This window comes from Geodermatophilaceae bacterium NBWT11 (assembly GCA_014218215.1).
Lineage (GTDB): Bacteria > Actinomycetota > Actinomycetes > Mycobacteriales > Geodermatophilaceae > Klenkia.
The window spans coordinates 161,932-182,094 of sequence record CP043652.1 but is presented as its reverse complement, the minus strand read 5'-3'; the positions used below and the strand labels follow the sequence as shown (position 1 = coordinate 182,094).

Below are 20,163 nucleotides of genomic sequence, written 5' to 3'. Positions count from 1 at the left end.
GTCGTCGTCGACGGAGGGCCTACCCACTGCGTGCGCAGCATCAACGTGATCAACCCTAGTGGTACCGGGGGATTCCCCACGTGCCGCAGGGATACCATGGGGTGAACGTCAGCCCCCTCGACGAAGTGGTGTGGATACCCCGTGCTGCCCTGCCGTCCGAGCTGCCGGTGACCGCCGTCGCCGAGCGCCGCACCACCCGGGCCCGCACGTCCCCGCTGGCCCTGGTCGGTGCCTACGTCTCGCTGACCAAGCCCAAGCTCGTCGAGCTGCTGCTGGTCACCACGCTCCCGGCGATGATGCTGGCCGACGGCGGCTGGCCCGGCACCGGCCTGGTGATCGCCACCCTGGTCGGCGGCATGCTCGCCGCGGGGGCCGCCAACACGATCAACTGCTGGTACGACCGCGACATCGACCGGCTGATGTCCCGCACCCGCAACCGGCCCATCCCCAGCGGGGTCATCGCCCCGCGGTCGGCGCTGCTGTTCGGCGTGATCCTGGCCTGGGTGTCCCTCGTCGTCCTCGGGGTCTTCACCACGCCGCTGGCCACCGCCCTCACCGCCGTGGCGATGCTGGCCTACTCGATCACCTACACGATGGTCCTCAAGCGCCGCACCCGGCACAACACCGTCTTCGGTGGCCTGCCCGGCGCCGCCCCGGTGCTCATCGGCTGGGCTGCGGTCACCGGCTCGCTGGACTGGCCGGCCGTCGTCTTCTTCGCGATCGTCTTCTGCTGGCAGATGCCGCACTTCTGGGCGCTGGCCAGCCGTTACCGGCACGACTACTTCCGCGCCGGCGTCCCGATGCTCTCCGTCGTCGCCGGACCGGTCAGCGTGGGCCGGCAGTCGGTCGCGTGGGCCTGGGGCACCCTCGCCGTCTCCTTGCTGATGGTCCCGGTCACCCCCGGCCTGGGCGCCCTCTCCGCCGTCCCGATCGTCGCCCTGGGCGCCTGGTACGTCTACGAGTCGCACGCCTGGCTGACCCGGATCAAGGGCGAGGGCCCCGACCGCCCCATGCGCCTGTTCTCGGTGTCGATCACCTACATGACCCTGCTGTCCGTCGCCCTGGTCCTCGACGTCCTCCTCTGACCCGATTCCAAAAACCGCGGTTTCTGGGGTCGGGCGGGTCGTGCGGTCCCCCAGGATCCGCGCTTTCCGGGATCAGCGGGCACGCTCGGCGAGCAGCTGGCGGATCCGCCGGACGATCCCGGCCATGTCGTAGAGGTCCGCATTGGCCAGCCGGAGCACCGACCACCCGGCGGCGCGCAGTCTGGCCAGCCGTCCGTCGTCGAGTGGGATCTGCTGGTCCTGGAAGTGGTGGACGCCGTCGTACTCAACGGCGATCTTGAGCCCCGGGAAGGCAAGGTCCACCCGGGCGATCTCCCCGCCCGCGTCGTCCCGAACCACGTACTGGACCTCGGGTGACAGCCCGTCCCGCACACAGGCGACGCGCACCCGGGACTCGGGGAACGACTCGGCGCGCGCGTCGGTGAACCCCAAGGCCAGACGCACCCGCGTAACGCCCCAGACCCCGGCCCGGTCGGCGACCCAGGTGCCGAACCGCCCCAGGTCGAGCGCCCCCCTGCGGGCGAGCATGTCCAGGGCGGCGACGGCGGTGGGCAAGGGCTCCAATGTGGCGATGTCCCACGCGGTGCGCCAGGGATCGGTGACGGGGACGTCACGCAGGTCGACGAGAACGTCGTCGGAGTCGAGGTCACTGGCGTGCACCCTCAGCTCGCGGGGGCCCCTCCACTTCAAGCCGGAGGGGACGATGACCGTGACCCGGTCGACCGGGCCGAGCATCGCGTCCCCGAACCAGCCCAGGGCCGACAGACCGCCGATCGCGGAGCCGGGAGGCAGGACGAGCGCCGCACCGCGGGCCTTCGTGTCGTGGTCGAACGGCAGTCCGCGGGTGGCATACACCCCCTGCAGGAGACGCTGGTGACGACGCCGAAGGTCATCCGGTCGGACGAGTCCCTCGGCGACAGCGGCGCTGCCCAGGAAGACGCCCTCGGTCAGGCGGAGTGGGGTGGACACCCGGGGAGGATGGTCGAGCCGCGGCCCCGGAACCGGAGTTGTCCACAGGCCCGGCCATCACTGGATCCCAAAAACCGCGGTTTCTGGGATCCAGAGGCGCTTGTCGTCGGGGGCGGGGGTCAGCGGGCGGAGGCGAAGGCGTCGGCGGGGGCGTCGACGGGGACCTCGGAGGCCGGGCCGCGGACGGACCAGACCAGGCGGGCGGTGTAGGCGGTGATGAGCACCGCGCCGGCCATGTGCAGCAGGACCAGGACGACGGGCAGGCCGGTGAAGTACTGCACGTAGCCGATGACGCCCTGGGCGAGCTGGACGACGAGGAGGTCCCGGGCGGCCCGGCGGACCCGGCCGGGGGAGTCGGTGGCGTAGAGGGCGACCAGCAACGCGACGGTGAGCCCGATGAGCAGGAAGACGACGTCGGCGTGCAGCTGGCTCATCAGCTCGGGGTCCAGGCCTGTGCGACCGGCCTCAGGGTCACCGGAGTGCGGGCCCGAGCCGGTGACCACGGTGCCCAGCACCTGGACGGCGGCGACGGCGACCGCGATGCCGGCGACCAGCAGGGCGAAGGGACGGCGGACGAGCAGCTGCCCGACGCCTGGTTCCCGGGAGCGGAGCCAGAGGGTCGTGGCCACCGCGACCAGCACCATCGACACGAGGAAGTGCGCGGCGACCGTCCACGGGTTGAGTCCGGTCAGCACGGTGACGCCGCCCAGGAGCGCCTGCGCCGGGATGCCCAGGAAGCTGCCGACGGCCCACTTGCGCAGCTCGCGGCGGGCCGAGCGCCAGACCACGACGACGGTGGCGATGGCGACCGCGGCGACGACGAAGGTCAGCAGCCGGTTGCCGAACTCGATGAGCCCGTGGCCGGCGAGCTCGGCGGTGGGGCGGATGGACCCGTCGGTGCACTCGGGCCACGTGGGGCAGCCGAGGCCGGATCCGGTGAGCCGGACCGCACCCCCGGTGACGACGATGAGGCCGTTGGCGACGAGGTTGGCGAGCGCGACGCGACTGACGACGGCTGAGGAGACCGGCACCCGCCCAGCGTAGGTGCCCGTCACGGGTCGTTCGCCGACGGCGTAGCGCCGGCAGGAAGCGCGACGGCGACCGCGGTGCTGGACAGGGCAGCGGACACACCGGTCCGTGGGCGCCGGGGACGGCGCCACCCAGACACCCGAGAGGTGCACGCGTGACCACTCCGTTCGACACCGACTCCGCCGCCCGCCGTCGTCGCTTCGACGTCACCGCCCTGCTGACCGACCCGGCCCGCGAGGCCGTCACCGAGGCCACCCGGCAGGCCGCCGGCTGGGGCGCGCCCGCCCTGGACACCGACCACCTGCTGTGGGCGCTGGCCGCGGTCGAGCCCACCCGCACCCTGCTGACCCGCAGCGGCGCCGACCCCGACCTGCTGCGCGCCGACCTGGCCGCCCGGCTCGACACCGGCACCGCCCGGGACAGCGCGCCCCCGGTGAGCCCGGGCACCGAGCGCGCCCTGCGCGAGGCCCACCAGCTCTCCCGTGCCTTCGGCTCCCCGGCGATCGGCCCGGAGCACCTGCTCCTGGCGTTGTCCGCGCACCCCGAGTCCGCCGCCGGCCGGCGGCTGGCCGACCGCGGGGTCACCCCGCAGACGCTGCAGGAGGCCGCGCAGGAGCCGGCCGAGCCCGCCAGCAGCACCCCGACGCTGGACCGGTTCGGTCGCGACCTCACCGACGCTGCCCGCGAGGGCCGGCTGGACCCGGTGATCGGGCGGGAGTCCGAGATCGAGCAGACCGTCGACGTCCTGGCCCGGCGCACCAAGAACAACCCGGTGCTGCTGGGCGAGGCGGGTGTCGGCAAGACCGCCGTCGTCGAGGGCATCGCCCAGCTGATGGTGGGCGAGGACGTCCCGGACTCCCTGCGCGGCAAGCGGCTCGTGGAGCTGGACCTCACCGGCATGGTCGCCGGCACCAAGCACCGCGGTGACTTCGAGGAGCGGATGACTGCCGTCATCGCCGAGGTGCAGGCGCACGCCGACGAGGTGGTGCTCTTCATCGACGAGCTGCACACCGTCGTCGGGGCCGGCGCCGTCCAGGGCTCCGCGGGGGCCGCCGACATGCTCAAGCCGGCACTGGCCCGTGGCGAGCTGCACGTCATCGGCGCCACCACGCTGACCGAGTACCGGCGCAGCATCGAGGCCGACCCGGCCCTGGAGCGCCGGTTCCAGCCGGTGCGGGTCGCCGAGCCCACGGTGGCCGACGCCGTCCTCGTCCTGCGCGGGCTGCGGCAGCGCTACGAGGACCACCACCACGTGCGGTTCACCGACGACGCGCTCGTCGCGGCCGTCGAGCTGTCCGACCGGTACGTCACCGACCGGCAGCTGCCGGACAAGGCGATCGACCTGGTCGACCAGGCCGGTGCCCGCCGGCGCCGCACGGCCGGTGCCCCGACCGCCGACCGTGACCAGCTCGAGCAGGAGCTCGTCCGCCTCGGGGTGGAGAAGGACGCCGCCGTTGCCGCCGAGCAGTACGAGCGCGCCTCCGAGCTGCGCGACCGGGTGACCGAGGCGCAGGCCCGGCTCGACCGCGCCGGGGACGACGTGCCGGTGGTCGGGGTGGACGACGTCGCCGAGGTGCTCAGCCGGGCCACCGGCATCCCCGCCGCCCGGCTCACCGAGGCCGACCGCGAGCGGCTGCTCCGCCTGGAGGACCACCTGCACCAGCGGGTGGTCGGTCAGGGCGACGCGGTCGAGGTGGTCGCCGAGGCGGTCCGCCGCTCGAGGGTCGGCCTGGGCGACCCGGACCGGCCGATCGGCAGCTTCCTGTTCCTCGGCCCCACCGGCGTCGGCAAGACCGAGCTGGCCAAGGCCCTGGCCGAGGCGCTCTTCGGCGACGAGGACACGATGGTCCGGATCGACATGAGCGAGTACCAGGAGCGGCACACCGTCTCCCGGTTGATCGGTTCGCCCCCCGGATACGTGGGGTACGAGGACGCCGGCCAGCTCACCGAGGCCGTGCGTCGTCGTCCGTACTCGGTGGTGCTGCTCGACGAGGTCGAGAAGGCCCACCCGGACGTCTTCCACACGCTGCTCCAGGTGCTGGACGACGGACGGCTGACCGACGCGCAGGGCCGCACCGTCGACTTCCGCAACACCGTCGTGGTGATGACCAGCAACCTGGGGTCGGAGCTGGTGGTGGGCAACCGGGAGCCGCTGGGCTTCGGCAGCAGCACCCGCTCGGCCGACGACGGGCTGCGGACGGCGATGATGCGCCGGCTCAAGGACTCCTTCCGACCGGAGTTCCTCAACCGGATCGACGAGATCGTGGTCTTCCGCCAGCTCGAGACCGACCAGCTGGCCGAGATCACCGACCTGCTGCTGGGGGAGACCCGGGCCCGGCTGACCGCCCAGGGGATCAGCGTCGAGTTCGCCCCCGAGGCGGTGCGCTGGTTGGCCGAACGGGGCCACGAGCCCGAGTTCGGCGCCCGCCCGCTGCGGCGGACGATCCAGCGCTCGGTGGACAACCCCGTCTCCCGGCTGGTGCTCTCCGGCGCTCTGGCCGCCGGTGGACACCTGGTCGTCGGGGTCGTCGACGGCGAGCTCGACCTGGTCGTCGAGCAGCCGCTCGAGGAGCCGGTCGCCGTCTGACCTGGCACGCAGTGCCACCCGACCCGTCACGGGGCCCGGACGCCCGTCGTCCGGGCCCCGTTCCGTGCCCGGAGCAGGGCGTTCGGGTTAGGGCGACCTTGCTTGCGAGCCTCCGGATATAGCGCACACTCGTGTTGTGGAATCCACCGCGGCGCAGTCCGCCCGCACGTCGGCACCGGCCGACGACGGGCGCACCCGCGACCGCGTGACCGGGCTCCTGCTCGAGCACGGCGCCCAGACCGCGACCGAGCTGGCCACCCGGCTGGGGGTCTCCCCGGCCGCCGTCCGCCGGCACCTGGACTCCCTCGTGGCCGAGGGCCGGGTCGCCGAGCGTGCGCTGCCCGGGTCGGTTCGCGGCCGCGGCCGTCCGGCGAGGCACTTCACGCTCACCGACGCCGGCCGCTCGGGCTTCCCGCACGCCTACGACGACCTGGCGCTCACCGCGCTGCGGTTCGTCGCCCGGCACGGTGGCCCCGACGCCGTCCGCGACGTCGCCGAGCAGCAGCTCGCCGGGCTGGAGGAGCGCTGCTCCACCGCCGTCGAGCGGGCCGCGTCGACCACCGGCCCGGAGCCCGCCGACCGCGCCCAGGTGCTCGCCGAGGCGCTCACCGCCGAGGGCTACGCTGCCTCGGCCTCGGCGATCTCCAGTGGTGGGCAGCTGTGCCAGCACCACTGTCCGGTCGCCCACGTGGCCGCCGAGTTCCCCCAGCTGTGCGAGGCCGAGACCGCGGTCATCGGCCGGCTGGTCGGCACCCACGTGCAGCGGCTGGCCACCATCGCCCACGGCGACGGGGTCTGCACCACCCACATACCCGGGAGCCGTCCGGGCGGGAACACAACCCGCCCGCTCGGCCCTGTACAGAACGAGCGGGCGGACCAGCGCCGCCCCGCACCGAGCCACACCCGACAGACCGCCCGGGAGAGGACACCCGCATGACCACCACAGAGCAGCCGGTCACCCCCCTGACCCAGGACGAGCAGATCGACCAGCTCGGCCGCTACAAGTACGGCTGGGCGGACGCCGACGTCGCCGGCGCCTCGTCCCGTCGTGGCATCGACGAGGACGTCGTGCGGGACATCTCCCGCCGCAAGAACGAGCCGGAGTGGATGCTCGAGCGCCGCCTCAAGGCCCTCAAGATCTTCGGCAAGAAGCCCATGCCCGACTGGGGTTCCGACCTCTCCGGCATCGACTTCGACAACATCAAGTACTTCGTGCGGTCGACGGAGAAGCAGGCCGCGACCTGGGACGACCTCCCGGCCGACATCAAGAACACCTACGACAAGCTGGGCATCCCCGAGGCCGAGAAGCAGCGCCTGGTCTCCGGTGGTCGCCGCCCAGTACGAGTCCGAGGTCGTCTACCACTCGATCCGCGAGGACCTCGAGGAGCAGGGCGTCCTGTTCCTGGACACCGACACCGCGCTGCGCGAGCACGAGGACCTGTTCCGCGAGTACTTCGGCTCGGTGATCCCGTCCGGGGACAACAAGTTCTCCGCGCTGAACACCGCCGTGTGGTCCGGTGGCTCCTTCATCTACGTGCCCCCGGGCGTCAACGTGGAGATCCCGCTGCAGGCCTACTTCCGGATCAACACCGAGAACATGGGCCAGTTCGAGCGGACCCTGATGATCATCGACGAGGGCGCCTACGTGCACTACGTCGAGGGCTGCACCGCGCCGATCTACAAGTCGGACTCGCTGCACTCCGCGGTCGTCGAGATCGTCGTGAAGAAGAACGCGCGCTGCCGGTACACGACCATCCAGAACTGGTCGAACAACGTCTACAACCTGGTCACCAAGCGGGCCGTGGCCCACGAGGGCGCGACCATGGAGTGGGTCGACGGCAACATCGGCTCCAAGGTGACGATGAAGTACCCGGCCGTGTGGATGACCGGTGAGCATGCCAAGGGCGAGGTGCTCTCGATCGCCTTCGCCGGCGAGGGTCAGCACCAGGACGCCGGCGCCAAGATGGTGCACGCCGCCCCGCACACCTCCTCGAACATCATCAGCAAGTCCGTCGCCCGCGGTGGCGGCCGGACCTCCTACCGGGGCCTGGTGCAGATCGACGAGGGCGCCCACGGCTCCCGCTCCACGGTGAAGTGCGACGCGCTGCTGGTCGACACGATCAGCCGCTCGGACACCTACCCCTACGTCGACGTCCGCGAGGACGACGTGTCCATGGGCCACGAGGCGACCGTCTCCCGGGTCAGCGAGGACCAGCTCTTCTACCTGATGAGCCGTGGTCTCTCCGAGGACGAGGCGATGGCGATGGTCGTACGCGGCTTCGTCGAGCCGATCGCCCGGGAGCTGCCGATGGAGTACGCCCTCGAGCTGAACCGCCTGATCGAGCTGCAGATGGAAGGTGCCGTCGGCTGATGACCGACCCACAGACGACCCTCACGACCGACTCCGCGGCCCTCGCCGGCGAGCTCTTCGCCCCCGGCGTGGGTGCGCAGGCCGGCCCGCCGACCACCCCGGCCTCCGACACCGGCACCGCCGGTGCCGGGGCGGGTGCGCACAGCCACGGCGGTCCCGCGCCGACCGGCTCGCCGGCCGAGCGGTTCTCCTCCGACGACCCCGAGGACTTTCCCGTCGTCACCGGTCGCGAGGAGTCCTGGCGCTTCACCCCGATGAAGCGGGTCCGCCCGCTGCTCGAGGGTGCGGCGTCCGACGCCCGCCTGGAGCTGCAGACCGACCTGCCCGACGGGGTCGAGCTGACCACCGTCGGTGCCGACGACGCGATCCTGCAGGGCCTGCCCAAGCCGGTCGACCGGCTCGCGGCCCTGACCCGGGTCAACGCCGGTGGCGCGACCGTCGTCCGCGTGCCCGCCGAGGCACAGCTGGACCGCCCGGTGACGCTGTCGCTGCGCGGCACCGGCTCCGACGAGGTCGTGTGGGGCCAGACCGTGATCGAGGTCGGCCGGTTCGCCAAGGCGACCGTCGTGCTGGACCACTCCGGCTCGGCCAAGTACGCCGGCTCGGTCACCGTGCTCGTCGGCGACGGCGCGCACGTCGAGCTGATCAGCGTGCAGGAGTGGGCCCCCGGGACCGCGCACGGCGGCCAGTACGACGCCGTCGTCGGCCGGGACGCCACCTTCCGCCAGGTCGTGGTGACCCTCGGCGGGGACATGGTCCGGCTGGTCAGCAACGTGGAGTACGCCGGCCCCGGCGGCACCGCCGAGCTGTCGGGCGTCTACTTCGCCGACGAGACCCAGCACCAGGAGCACCGCCTCTGGGTCGACCACGCCACGCCCAACTGCGTCAGCAACGTCGTCTACAAGGGCGCGCTGCAGGGCGAGGCCGCGCACACCGTGTGGGTCGGGGACGTCCGGATCCGCCCCGCGGCGACCGGCACCGAGACCTACGAGCTCAACCGCAACCTGGTGCTCACCGACGGCGCCCGCGCCGACTCGGTGCCCAACCTCGAGATCGAGACCGGTGAGATCGTCAGCGCCGGCCACGCCAGCGCCACCGGCCGGTTCGACGACGAGCAGCTGTTCTACCTCTGCTCGCGTGGCATCGACGCCGAGACCGCCCGCCGGCTCGTCGTCCGCGGCTTCTTCGCCGACGTCGTGCAGAAGATCGCCGTCCCCGCGCTGGCCGACCGGCTGATGGGCACCATCGAGCAGCGCCTGGGTGCCCTGCCGGGCCTCGAGGCCCAGGACGTGGACGAGCACGCCACGGAGCTCCAGCCGGCATGAGCTTCCAGCGGGCCTGTGCCCTCTCCGAGGTCCCCGAGGACGGCGCCACGCCTGTCGTCCTCGGGGACCTCGAGCTGGTCCTCGCCCGGTACGACGGACAGGTCTACGCACTCACCGACCTGTGCTCGCACCAGGACTACCCGCTCAGCGACGGCGACGTCGAGGTGATCGACGGCGTCCCCACCATCGAGTGCACCTGGCACGGGTCGTGCTTCGACCTGCGCACCGGCGCACCCACCAACCTGCCGGCGAACCAGCCGGTCACCACCCACCCGGTCCGCGTCGAGGGCGACGACGTCCTCGTCGACACCTCCGCGGCCGAGAACTGAGAGGCATCACATGAGCGAGACCACCGGCAGCGTGCTGGAGATCCGCGACCTGCACGTCACGGTCGGGGAGGGCGACGAGACCAAGGAGATCCTCCGCGGCGTCGACCTCACCATCCGCAGCGGCGAGACCCACGCGATCATGGGCCCCAACGGCTCCGGCAAGTCCACCCTGGCCTACTCCATCGCCGGGCACCCGAAGTACACGATCACCGGCGGCACGGTCACCCTCGACGGCGAGGACGTCCTCGCGATGACCGTCGACGAGCGCGCCCGGGCCGGCCTGTTCCTGGCCATGCAGTACCCGGTCGAGGTGCCCGGCGTCTCGGTGTCGAACTTCCTGCGCACCGCGGCCACCGCCGTCACCGGCCAGGCGCCCAAGCTGCGCACCTGGGTCAAGGACGTGCGCACCGAGATGGAGGCGCTCGAGATGGACGCCGCCTTCGCCGAGCGCAACGTCAACGAGGGCTTCTCCGGTGGTGAGAAGAAGCGCCACGAGATCCTCCAGATGGGCCTGCTCAAGCCGAAGATGGCGATCCTCGACGAGACCGACTCGGGCCTGGACGTCGACGCCCTGCGCGTGGTCTCCGAGGGCGTCAACCGGGCCAAGGCCAGCAGCGCCGTCGGCGTCCTGCTGATCACGCACTACACCCGGATCCTGCGCTACATCGAGCCCGACTTCGTGCACGTCTTCGTGGCCGGCCGGGTCGTCGAGGAGGGCGGCAAGGAGCTGGCCGACAAGCTGGAGGCCGAGGGCTACGCCTCCTACCTCAAGGCCGACGCCGACGCGCTGGTCGCCTCCGACGCCGCTGCCTCGCTGAGCGGGTCGGCCACGGCATGACCGTGACCGCCTCGCGCTCCGAGACGGAGCGCGCACCGCTCCCGCTGGACGTCGAGGCGGTCCGCGCCGACTTCCCGATCCTGGGCCGCACGGTCCGGGACGGGAAGCGGCTGGTCTACCTGGACTCCGGTGCCACCTCGCAGAAGCCACGCCAGGTGCTGGACGCCGAGCGCTGGTTCTACGAGAACGTCAACGCCGCCCCGCACCGGGGTGCGCACGCCCTGGCCGAGGAGGCCACCGAGGCCTACGAGCAGGCCCGGGCGACGATCGCCTCCTTCATCGGCGCGCAGACCGACGAGGTCGTGTTCACCCGCAACTCCACCGAGGCGATCAACCTGGTGGCGTACGCGATGAGCAACGCGGTCACCGCCAAGGAGCCGGAGTTCCACCGGTACGCGGTCGGTCAGGGCGACGAGATCGTGGTGACCGAGATGGAGCACCACGCCAACCTCATCCCGTGGCAGCAGCTCTGCGAGCGCACCGGGGCGACCCTGCGTTGGCTGGGGATCACGGACGAGGGCCGGCTGGACCTGTCGGACCTGGACACCGTGGTCAACGAGCGCACCAAGCTCGTCACGGTCACCCAGCAGTCGAACATCCTGGGCACGATGCCGCCGCTGGCCCCGATCATCGCCCGCGCCCACGAGGTCGGTGCGCTGGTGATGGTCGACGGCGCGCAGTCCGTGCCGCACCAGCCGGTCGACGTGGCCGCGCTGGGTGCGGACTTCCTGGTGTTCTCCGGGCACAAGATGCTCGGACCAACCGGGGTCGGCGTGCTCTGGGGCCGCGCCGAGGTGCTGGCGGCGTTGCCGCCGTTCCTCACCGGGGGCTCGATGATCGAGGTCGTCCGGATGGAGGGCAGCACCTTCGCCCCGCCGCCGCAGCGCTTCGAGGCCGGTGTGCCGATGACCGCGCAGGTCGTCGGGCTGGCCGCGGCGTGCGACTACCTCACCGCGCTGGGCATGGACACCGTCCTGGCCCACGAGGAGGCGCTCACCGAGTACGCCCTGGCGCAGCTGCAGGCGATCCCGGGCGTCCGGGTGATCGGCCCGGCCGACACCGTGGCCCGCGGGGGAGCGATCAGCTTCACCGTCGACGGCATCCACCCGCACGACGTCGGCCAGGTGCTCGACGACCAGGGCGTCGCCGTCCGGGTCGGGCACCACTGCGCGTGGCCCGTCGTCCGCCGGATGGGCGTACCGGCCACCACCCGCGCCACGTTCTACGTGCACACCGGGTACGACGACGTCGACGCCCTGGTCGAGGCCGTCCGGCATGCCCAGCGGTTCTTCGGTGTTGACGCGGTGGAGGAGGCCTGATGAAGCTGCAGGACATGTACCAGGAGATCATCCTGGACCACTACCGGAACCCCCACGGCCGCGGTCTGCGTGACCCGTTCGACGCCGAGGTGCACCACGTCAACCCCACGTGCGGCGACGAGGTGACCCTGCGGGTCAAGGTCGAGGGCGACACCCTGACCGACGTCTCCTACGAGGGGCAGGGCTGCTCGATCAGCCAGGCCTCGGTGTCGGCGATGTACGACCTGGTCGTCGGCAAGAGCGTGACCGAGGCCCTGGCCACCGGTGAGGACTTCGTCCGGTTGATGCAGGCCAAGGGCGACACGTCCGTGGCCGACGAGCTCGAGGACAGCCTGGAGGACGCCGTCGCGTTCGCCGGGGTGTCGAAGTACCCGGCGCGGGTCAAGTGCGCGCTGATGAGCTGGATGGCCCTGAAGGACGCCAGCGCCCGTGCCTGGACGCCGTCCGACCCCACCCCGACCACGGAGGAGTCCGCATGAGCGAGACCACCGAGACCACCGTCGAGACCGCTGCCCCCGCGGCCCCGCTGATCAAGCCCGACCTCGAGGAGCTCGAGGAGGCCATGCGTGACGTCGTCGACCCCGAGCTCGGGGTCAACGTCGTCGACCTGGGCCTCGTCTACGGCATCGAGGTGGACGACGCCAACGTCGCCGTCATCGACATGACGCTGACCTCGGCGGCCTGCCCGCTGACCGACGTCATCGAGGACCAGGCCCGCCAGGCCCTCACCGGCGGCCCCGGCCCCGGCCTGGTCGATGACATCCGGATCAACTGGGTCTGGATGCCGCCGTGGGGCCCGGACAAGATCACCGACGACGGTCGGGAGCAGCTCCGCGCCCTCGGGTTCCGGGTCTAGCACTGGACGACCTGTTCGACGCGCTGGCAGCGGGGGAGCACCCGCCGGCTGACGGCAGCGTCACGACACGGCCCACGCCCCTCGGGGCGCGGGCCGTCGTCGTGGGCGGCACCGCCTGGGCCGTGGTCGGCGCCGACGTCGACCCGGCCTGGGTGACGGACTGGATCGCACGGTCGCCGGATCCCATCGCCGCCCCGCTCTCCGCGCGGTTCCTGTCGGCGTTGGCCGACGAGACCGGGGTCGAGCCGGGTGTGGTGGACGCCGTCCTCGTCGCGCCGCCCGCGCGGGCCCCGGGCATCCCGTTACAGCCGCTGGAAGCAGGCGACCACCCGCGGGTGCAGCGGGCGCACCGACACCGCACCGCCGTGCAGGTGCTGGGCACGGCGGACGGCGCCGGGGTGCTGACCCTCGGACGGGGCCTGGCCGGACGCTGGGAGGTCTCGATCGAGGTCGACCCGGACGCCCGCGGCCGGGGGCTGGGCACCGCCCTGGCCGCCGCCGCCCCGGCGCTCGTGACCGGTCCGCTGTGGGCCCAGGTGGCGCCGGCGAACACCGCGTCGCTGCGGTCGTTCCTGCTGGCGGGGTACCGCCCGGTCTGCGCCGAGTCGCTGTTCGGCAGCTGACTCAGCGGAAGGCCGCGACCCGTTCGCGCAGCGTGCTGCCGGCCTCGCGGTCGGCGCCCCAGGCGAGCCAGAACAACAGCAACCCGGCCAGCAGCAACGCCAGCAGCCCGGGTCCGGGCACGGCGTCGACGGCCCAGGCGACGGCCGCCCCGGCCACGGTCAGCGTGCCCAGCTGGAAGGGTGCACGCAGCCGCCCGGCGACGCCGAGCAGCGCGACGGCCACCCCGGCGACCAGCAGCACCGGGTGCCGTGGTTCGGCGGGGTCGAGGAGCACCAGGGCGAGCGAGGGCAGCAGGCCGACCGCGACCGCCGGCCCCCAGGTCGGCCACGACGGCCCGTCCTGCAGCTCCCGGCCCCGGGCCAGCAGCAGCCCCAGGGCCAGCGGGACCGTCCACCGCTCCAGCCCGGTCCAGCCCAGCTGACCGGTGGCCGACCACGCGGCCAGCACGAGCAGCCCGGCGCCCAGGTGCGCCGGACGGTGCGTCGCCGCGGCGTAGCCCAGCAGTGATGCGCCCAGCACGGCCAGCAGCACGGGGGTGACCCACGCCGGGTCACCCCCGGCGGCCACCAGCACCCCGACGACCCCGGTCACCGCGCCGCTGGTCGCGGTCGGTGCCGAGGCCCGGCGGTCGGCGTCGCCGGGGCCGTCCGCCGCCACGGTGGCGCGGCTGCCGCCCTCCGCCGGGGAGAAGGCGGCACGGAGGTCGGGATGCCCCTGCGCGTCCAGGGCCGGCTCCGCCACCGACCGGGCGGGGCGCCGGGCCAGGACGACGGCCTGGACCACGGCGGTCACGGCCACCAGCACCAGCACCGCCCCGATCCCGGTCTCCGGCGCATCGGTCAGGGCCAGCAGCAGCGCCGCAGCCACCGAGCCGACGGTCAGCGGGATGGTCTCCGGACGGCTCTCCGACCGGCGGGCCGACAGCAGCCCGACGCGAGCGCGGTGAAGACCAGGAGCAGGGCGACCCAGCCCCACCGGCCCGCGGCGACGTCCTGCAGCACCGCGAGCACGGTCAGCACCACGGCCGCGGCGAGCCCGGCGTCCCGGGGCACCCAGTCCTTCCCGCGGGCGGCCGCCACCGCCACCAGGGCGGCGAGCAGCAGCCCGGCCACCCCGGACAGCGACACCGCGTCCGCGCCCGTCGCGTGGGCCGCGCCGGCGACCCCGAGGCCGGCGGTCACCCCGGCCAGCACCGGGACGACGTCCCGGTCGCCGGTGGGCAGGGCGGGCACCCGGTCGGCCGCGGTGACCAGCAGCCCGGCCCCGGCCAGCACCGTCGCCCCGGCGGCGGGGACGGCACCGCCCCACGCCGCCTGCTGGGCGACGACGACACCGGTCACCCACCACGGCACGGCGGTGAGCAGCCCGACCCGGGAGAGGAGCCCGTGGCCCGCGCCGTCCGCGGTCCAGGCGACGGCCAGCCCGACCCCGGCCACGGCGAGGAGGACGACAGCCAGCACCGCGCCGCCGACCGGGGTGTCCCACGGGCGCGGGTCGGTGGCCAGCCAGGCCAGGACGGCCACCTGACCGGCGACCAGGGCGGCGACCGGCCAGGTGCGCAGCCGGTCCGGGGCCACCTGCAGCGCGGTCCACAGCAGGGCGGCGGTGGCGGCGAGGGCGGCCACGAGCGGCGCCGGGGTCGGCTCGCCACGCGCCCACAGCCCGATCCCCGCGGCGGTGGTGAGCACCGAGGTGACGGCCAGGGCCTCCGCGGTCGTCGCGGCCCCGCTGCGGGCCACCAGGAACGCGCAGGCGCCGCCGGCCACGGCGAACAGCGCGGCGACCGCGAGGCCCACCCACGCACCGACCTGGGCGGCAGCGAGGACGAAGCCCAGCACGGTGACGACGGCGGTGCCCAGCACGACCTGCTGGGCGCTGACGCCGGGCAGCCGAGACGGCGACGCGGCCGGCGGGGTCGGCGGCGGGTACGGGGGTGGCGGTGGCGGGGGGTAGGCGCGCGGGGGAGCCTGCACCAGCACCTCCACCTCGACCGGGCGGCGCGAGGAGGCGCCGACCCGCCCACGGTAGGGGCGTGGACCGCCCGGCGCGGCCCCGAGCTGCGCGCCAGGTGCCGCCGACGTCACCGTCGCAACCCCTCGGAACCCGGCCCCGACGCGGTTACCCTGGGCTCAGTGATCACGACCACCGGCCTGGAGCTCCGCGCGGGGAGCCGCATCCTCATCAGCGAGGCGGACCTGCGCGTCCAGCCCGGTGACCGGATCGGTCTGGTCGGGCGCAACGGCGCCGGCAAGACCACCACCCTCACCACGCTGGCCGGTGAGCGGGTGCCGCACGCCGGCAAGGTCGACCAGGTCGGCGAGCTGGGCTACCTCCCGCAGGACACCCTGAGCGGTGACCTGTCGATCAGCGCGAGTGACCGGGTGCTGTCCGGCCGCGGTCTCGACGAGCTCAAGGCGCAGCTGACCAAGGCCCAGGTCGCCATGGCCGAGCCCGCCGACGACACCGAGCGCGACCGCGCCGTCCGCCGCTACGGCCGGCTCGAGGACCAGTTCGCCGCCATGGGCGGGTATGCCGCCGAGTCCGACGCCGCGCGCATCTGCACCAACCTGGGCCTGCCCGACCGGGTGCTGGAGCAGCCGCTGTCCACGCTGTCCGGTGGTCAGCGGCGCCGCGTCGAGCTGGCCCGGATCCTGTTCTCCGACGCCGAGACGCTGCTGCTCGACGAGCCGACGAACCACCTCGACGCCGACTCCATCGCCTGGCTCAAGGGCTTCCTGGCCACCCACCGCAGCGGGCTCATCGTGATCAGCCACGACGTCGAGCTGCTCGCCGCCGTGGTCAACAAGGTCTGGCACCTGGACGCCAACCGGGCCACCGTCGACGTCTACAACCTGGGCTGGAAGCGCTACCTGGACGCCCGGGAGACCGACGAGCGCCGGCGCCGCTCCGAGCGGGCCAACGCCGAGAAGAAGATCGGTGCGCTCACCGCCCAGGCGGACAAGATGCGTGCCAAGGCCACCAAGGCCAAGGCCGCCCAGTCGATGGACAAGCGCGCCCAGCGCCTGGCCGCGGGCCTGGAGCAGGTGCGGGTGCAGGACCGGGTCGCCAAGCTGCGCTTCCCGACCCCCGCCCCCTGCGGCAAGACCCCGCTGACCGCCGAGCGCCTGTCCAAGTCCTACGGCTCGCTGGAGATCTTCACCGGCGTGGACCTGGCCATCGACCGCGGCACCCGCGTCGTCGTCCTGGGTCTCAACGGCGCCGGCAAGACCACCCTGCTGCGCATGCTGGCCGGCACCGAGGTGCCCGACACCGGTGAGGTCAAGGCCGGGCACGGGCTGCGGCTGGGCTACTACGCCCAGGAGCACGAGACGCTGGACATGGACCGCTCGCTGCTGGAGATCATGCAGTCCGCGGCACCGGACCAGACCGCCACCGAGCTGCGTCGCATCCTGGGTGCGTTCCTCTTCTCCGGGGACGCCGTCGACCAGCGGGCCGGCACGCTGTCCGGTGGGGAGAAGACCCGGCTGGCGATGGCCGCCCTGGTCTGCTCGGCGGCCAACGTGCTGCTGCTCGACGAGCCCACCAACAACCTGGACCCGGCCAGCCGCGAGCAGGTGCTCGAGGCGCTGCGCACCTACCAGGGCGCCATCGTGCTGGTCACCCACGACGAGGGCGCGGTGACCGCGCTGGACCCGGACAAGGTCATCCTGCTGCCCGACGGCACCGAGGACACCTGGTCGGCCGACTTCGCGGAGCTCGTCGAACTCGCGTGAGCTGAGTGGCCGCACCGTCGGCACTGGGTGATCATCGGTCCGAGAGGCCGACGTCATCAGGACGGCGGTCCGGGCGACCAGCGGACGGCTCCGGCGTTGCCGGACCCCCGCTGGCACGGAGGGGAGTCATGGCCGACTCGAACGCACCTGCCGAGGGCACCGCAGACCTCGCGAAGGGCAAGCGGATCACCGGTGGGGACCGCAGCACCCTCGCCGACGAGCTGCGCAAGCGCTACGACGGCGGGGAGAGCATCCGGCTGCTGGCGGCCTCCACCGGCCGCTCCTACGGCTTCGTGCACCGGCTGCTGTCGGAGTCCGGTGCGACCCTGCGCAGCCGCGGCGGGGCCAACCGCTCCAGCGCCGGCTCGTGACCGGCGACCCGGCCCGCGGCTGGGTCACCACCTCGCTCGACGGCCCGGTCCTCACCGTCACCCTGGACCGGGCCGAGCAGCTCAACGCCCAGACGCCGGAGACCTGGCACGCCCTGGCCGAGATCGGCGCGACCCTGCCCGACGAGGTCCGGGTGGTGCTGGTCCGCGGGGCCGGCCGGGCCTTCTCCGCGGGGCTGGACCGCTCGCTCTTCGCCACCGATCCCGACCTGCCCGGCGGGTTGGGTGCCCTGCTCGCCCTCGGTGACGACGGCGCCCGGGAGCGGATCCGCGGGTACCAGGACGGGTTCCGGTGGCTGCGCACCCCGGGGATCGTCAGCGTCGCCGTCGTCCAGGGCCACGCCATCGGCGCCGGTGCGCAGCTGGCGCTGGCCTGCGACCTCCGGGTCTGCGGCACCGAGGCCACCTTCTCGCTGCCCGAGGCCCGGCTCGGGCTGGTGCCCGACCTCACCGGCACCTCCACGCTGGTGCAGGCGGTCGGGTACTCCCGGGCGCTGGAGATGTGCCTGACCGGCCGCAAGGTCGGTGCGGCCGAGGCGCTGGCGAGCGGGTTGGCGACCGTCGTCGTCCCCACCGAGGAGCTCGAGGACGCCGTCGCCACCCTGGTCGCCGGGATCGTGGGCCCCGACGTGCGGGCCAGCCGGGAGACCGCCGCCCTCGTGCGCGCGGCGGCGGCCACGGACACCGACGCCCAGGACGCCGCCGAACGTGCCGCGCAGGTGCGCAGGCTGCACGCGCTGGTGGAACAGGCACCGCGGTCACGGGGTTGAGCGCGGGGACGAGAGGGGTCACCCCATGAGCTCACCGATGACCTCGATGGCCGCGATGCGGTCCTTCCAGCGCCAGCCGAAGGCCGGCCGGGAGATCCCGAAGGGCACCGTCAAGCGGATCCTCGGCATCGCCGGTCCCTACCGACGCGACCTGACCTGGTTCCTGAGCCTGGTCGTCGTCTCCGCCGTGATCGGCGTGGTCACCCCGCTGCTGGCCGGCGACATCGTCAACCGGATCGCCCGGCTGGACGGCACGGCCGGCGACATCGTCCGGATCGCGCTGTTCATCGCCGGTCTCGCGGTGCTGGACGCCGGCAGCTCCCTGGCCCAGCGCTGGTACTCCTCCCGGATCGGAGAGGGCGTCATCTACGACCTGCGCGCCCGGGTGTTCGCCCACGTGCAGCGGATGCCGGTCGCGTTCTTCACCCGCACCCAGACCGGCGCGCTGGTCAGCCGGCTCAACAACGACGTGATCGGGGCCCAGCAGGCGTTCACCTCGACGCTGAGCGGCGTGGTGTCCAACGTGATCGGCCTGGTGCTCACCGCCGGCGTCATGTTCACGCTGTCCTGGCAGATCACCCTGCTGTCGATCGTGATGGTCCCGCTGTTCGTGCTCCCGGCCAAGCGCATCGGCGCCAAGCTGCAGGAGATCACCCGGGAGTCCTACGGCCTCAACGCCTCGATGAACGCCACGATGACCGAGCGGTTCAACGTCTCCGGTGCGCTGCTGGTCAAGCTGTTCGGTCGCCCCGAGGCCGAGGTCGCCTCCTTCAGCTCCCGGGCCGCGCGGGTGCGCGACATCGGCGTGCTGTCGGCCATGTACGGGCGCACCTTCTTCACCGCGCTCACCCTCGTCGCCGCGCTGGCCACCGCGCTGGTCTACGGCCTGGGTGGATCGCTGGCCTTCGACGGCTCGCTGTCCCCGGGCGCCGTGGTCTCCCTCGCGCTGCTGCTGTCCCGGCTCTACGGGCCGCTGACCGCGCTGTCCAACGTCCGGGTCGACGTGATGAGCGCGATGGTCAGCTTCGACCGGGTCTTCGAGGTGCTCGACCTCGAGCCGATGATCCGCGACGCCCCCGACGCCCGGCCGGTGCCCACGACGGACCGGTCGGTGGAGTTCGACCGCGTGTCCTTCCACTACCCGACGGCGTCCGAGGTCTCGCTGGCCTCCCTGGAGGACCTCTCGCTGCCCGAGCACGGCGAGGAGGCCACCGTGCTGCACGAGGTCAGCTTCCGGGCCGAGCCCGGCCAGCTGGTCGCGCTCGTGGGGCACTCGGGGGCCGGCAAGTCCACCATCGCCAACCTCGTGCCGCGGCTCTACGACGCCACCGGGGGCACCGTGCGGGTCGGCGGCCTGGACGTCCGGCAGGCGACCGCGGACTCGTTGCGCGACTCGATCGGCGTGGTCAGCCAGGACGCCCACCTCTTCCACGACACCATCCGGGCGAACCTGCTCTACGCCCGCCCCGAGGCGACCGAGGAGCAGCTCTGGACGGCGCTCACCGGAGCCCGGATCGCCGCTCTCATCGCCTCGCTGCCCGACGGCCTGGAGACCGTGGTCGGTGACCGCGGCTACCGGATGTCGGGTGGGGAGAAGCAGCGGCTGGCGATCGCGCGGGTGCTGCTCAAGGGCCCCGGCGTGGTCATCCTCGACGAGGCCACCGCGCACCTGGACAGCGAGAGCGAGGCCGCGGTGCAGAAGGCGCTGGACGCCGCGCTGGCCGGCCGCACCTCGCTGGTCATCGCGCACCGGCTGTCCACCATCCGCGCCGCCGACCTGATCCTCGTCGTCGACGCCGGCCGCATCGTCGAACAGGGCACTCACGAGGAGCTGCTCGCGCTGGGCCACCGGTACGCCGACCTGTACCGCACCCAGTTCTCCTCGGGTGAGAAGACCGTGTCGCCCGTCGTCGTCCCGAGCTGAGCACTAACGTCACAGCCGTCCCACCCGCACCACCG

Annotated in this window: 18 protein-coding genes and 1 pseudogene; 15 read left to right on the top strand and 4 right to left on the bottom strand. The window is 73.2% G+C overall.

Features of this window, described 5'->3' with window-relative positions; genetic code table 11:
* Positions 1–167: 167 nt before the first annotated feature.
* Positions 168–1,085: a protoheme IX farnesyltransferase gene (locus F1C76_00885; protein ID QNG38912.1), complete on the top strand. Its 918-nt coding sequence runs from the start codon at positions 168–170 to the stop codon at positions 1,083–1,085.
* A 72-nt stretch (positions 1,086–1,157) separates the two neighbouring features.
* Here F1C76_00885 and F1C76_00880 read toward each other — a convergent pair whose 3' ends face one another.
* Entirely contained in the window at positions 1,158–2,033 is an 876-nt protein-coding gene (locus tag F1C76_00880) for a DUF559 domain-containing protein (protein QNG35350.1), read from the bottom strand.
* A gap of 119 nt (positions 2,034–2,152) precedes the next feature.
* On the bottom strand, positions 2,153–3,064 hold the full coding sequence (locus tag F1C76_00875; protein ID QNG35349.1) for a heme A synthase: 912 nt from the start codon (positions 3,062–3,064) through the stop codon (positions 2,153–2,155).
* 152 nt (positions 3,065–3,216) lie between these two features.
* Between F1C76_00875 and F1C76_00870 the strand changes: the two genes are divergently transcribed.
* From F1C76_00870 to F1C76_00825, 10 genes and pseudogenes are all read left to right on the top strand, one after another.
* A complete protein-coding gene (locus F1C76_00870; GenBank protein QNG35348.1) occupies positions 3,217–5,649 on the top strand; it encodes an ATP-dependent Clp protease ATP-binding subunit in 2,433 nt (810 codons plus the stop codon).
* Positions 5,650–5,785: 136 nt separating this feature from the next.
* A complete protein-coding gene (locus F1C76_00865; protein ID QNG35347.1) occupies positions 5,786–6,586 on the top strand; it encodes a transcriptional regulator in 801 nt (266 codons plus the stop codon).
* Positions 6,583–8,020, top strand: a pseudogene (sufB, locus tag F1C76_00860) (Fe-S cluster assembly protein SufB). The gene F1C76_00865 and the pseudogene sufB overlap by 4 nt, the downstream one beginning before the upstream one ends.
* A 68-nt stretch (positions 8,021–8,088) precedes the next feature.
* Positions 8,089–9,345 (top strand): Fe-S cluster assembly protein SufD, encoded by a 1,257-nt coding sequence (sufD, locus tag F1C76_00855; protein QNG38911.1) that lies wholly within the window; start codon positions 8,089–8,091, stop codon positions 9,343–9,345.
* Entirely contained in the window at positions 9,342–9,674 is a 333-nt protein-coding gene (locus F1C76_00850; GenBank protein ID QNG35346.1) for a non-heme iron oxygenase ferredoxin subunit, read from the top strand. The genes sufD and F1C76_00850 overlap by 4 nt, the downstream gene beginning before the upstream one ends.
* A 10-nt stretch (positions 9,675–9,684) precedes the next feature.
* Positions 9,685–10,512, top strand: coding sequence for a Fe-S cluster assembly ATPase SufC (gene sufC / locus F1C76_00845; protein QNG35345.1), 828 nt, complete (start codon positions 9,685–9,687; stop codon positions 10,510–10,512).
* A complete protein-coding gene (locus F1C76_00840; protein ID QNG35344.1) occupies positions 10,509–11,831 on the top strand; it encodes a cysteine desulfurase in 1,323 nt (440 codons plus the stop codon). Before sufC ends, F1C76_00840 begins: the two co-directional genes overlap by 4 nt.
* Positions 11,831–12,310: an SUF system NifU family Fe-S cluster assembly protein gene (locus tag F1C76_00835; protein QNG35343.1), complete on the top strand. Its 480-nt coding sequence runs from the start codon at positions 11,831–11,833 to the stop codon at positions 12,308–12,310. The genes F1C76_00840 and F1C76_00835 overlap by 1 nt, the downstream gene beginning before the upstream one ends.
* A 47-nt stretch (positions 12,311–12,357) precedes the next feature.
* On the top strand, positions 12,358–12,687 hold the full coding sequence (locus F1C76_00830; protein ID QNG38910.1) for a metal-sulfur cluster assembly factor: 330 nt from the start codon (positions 12,358–12,360) through the stop codon (positions 12,685–12,687).
* A gap of 2 nt (positions 12,688–12,689) precedes the next feature.
* The gene (locus F1C76_00825) at positions 12,690–13,310 is read left to right on the top strand and encodes a GNAT family N-acetyltransferase (protein QNG38909.1); all 621 of its coding nucleotides are present in this window, start codon (positions 12,690–12,692) and stop codon (positions 13,308–13,310) included.
* A gap of 1 nt (position 13,311) precedes the next feature.
* On the opposite strand, the gene F1C76_00820 is transcribed toward F1C76_00825, so the two are convergent.
* A complete protein-coding gene (locus tag F1C76_00820) occupies positions 13,312–14,178 on the bottom strand; it encodes a hypothetical protein (protein QNG35342.1) in 867 nt (288 codons plus the stop codon).
* A gap of 11 nt (positions 14,179–14,189) precedes the next feature.
* The gene (locus F1C76_00815) at positions 14,190–15,284 is read right to left on the bottom strand and encodes a hypothetical protein (protein QNG35341.1); all 1,095 of its coding nucleotides are present in this window, start codon (positions 15,282–15,284) and stop codon (positions 14,190–14,192) included.
* A 159-nt stretch (positions 15,285–15,443) separates the two neighbouring features.
* Here F1C76_00815 and F1C76_00810 point away from each other — a divergent pair, with 159 nt between their 5' ends.
* From F1C76_00810 to F1C76_00795, 4 genes are all read left to right on the top strand, one after another.
* Positions 15,444–17,045, top strand: coding sequence for an ABC-F family ATP-binding cassette domain-containing protein (locus F1C76_00810; GenBank protein QNG35340.1), 1,602 nt, complete (start codon positions 15,444–15,446; stop codon positions 17,043–17,045).
* A gap of 128 nt (positions 17,046–17,173) precedes the next feature.
* The gene (locus F1C76_00805; GenBank protein ID QNG35339.1) at positions 17,174–17,416 is read left to right on the top strand and encodes a transcriptional regulator; all 243 of its coding nucleotides are present in this window, start codon (positions 17,174–17,176) and stop codon (positions 17,414–17,416) included.
* Positions 17,413–18,204, top strand: coding sequence for an enoyl-CoA hydratase/isomerase family protein (locus F1C76_00800; GenBank protein QNG35338.1), 792 nt, complete (start codon positions 17,413–17,415; stop codon positions 18,202–18,204). The genes F1C76_00805 and F1C76_00800 overlap by 4 nt, the downstream gene beginning before the upstream one ends.
* Positions 18,205–18,229: 25 nt before the next feature.
* Complete coding sequence (locus tag F1C76_00795) at positions 18,230–20,128, top strand: ABC transporter ATP-binding protein (GenBank protein QNG35337.1); 1,899 nt, start codon at positions 18,230–18,232, stop codon at positions 20,126–20,128.
* Positions 20,129–20,163 lie beyond the last annotated feature (35 nt).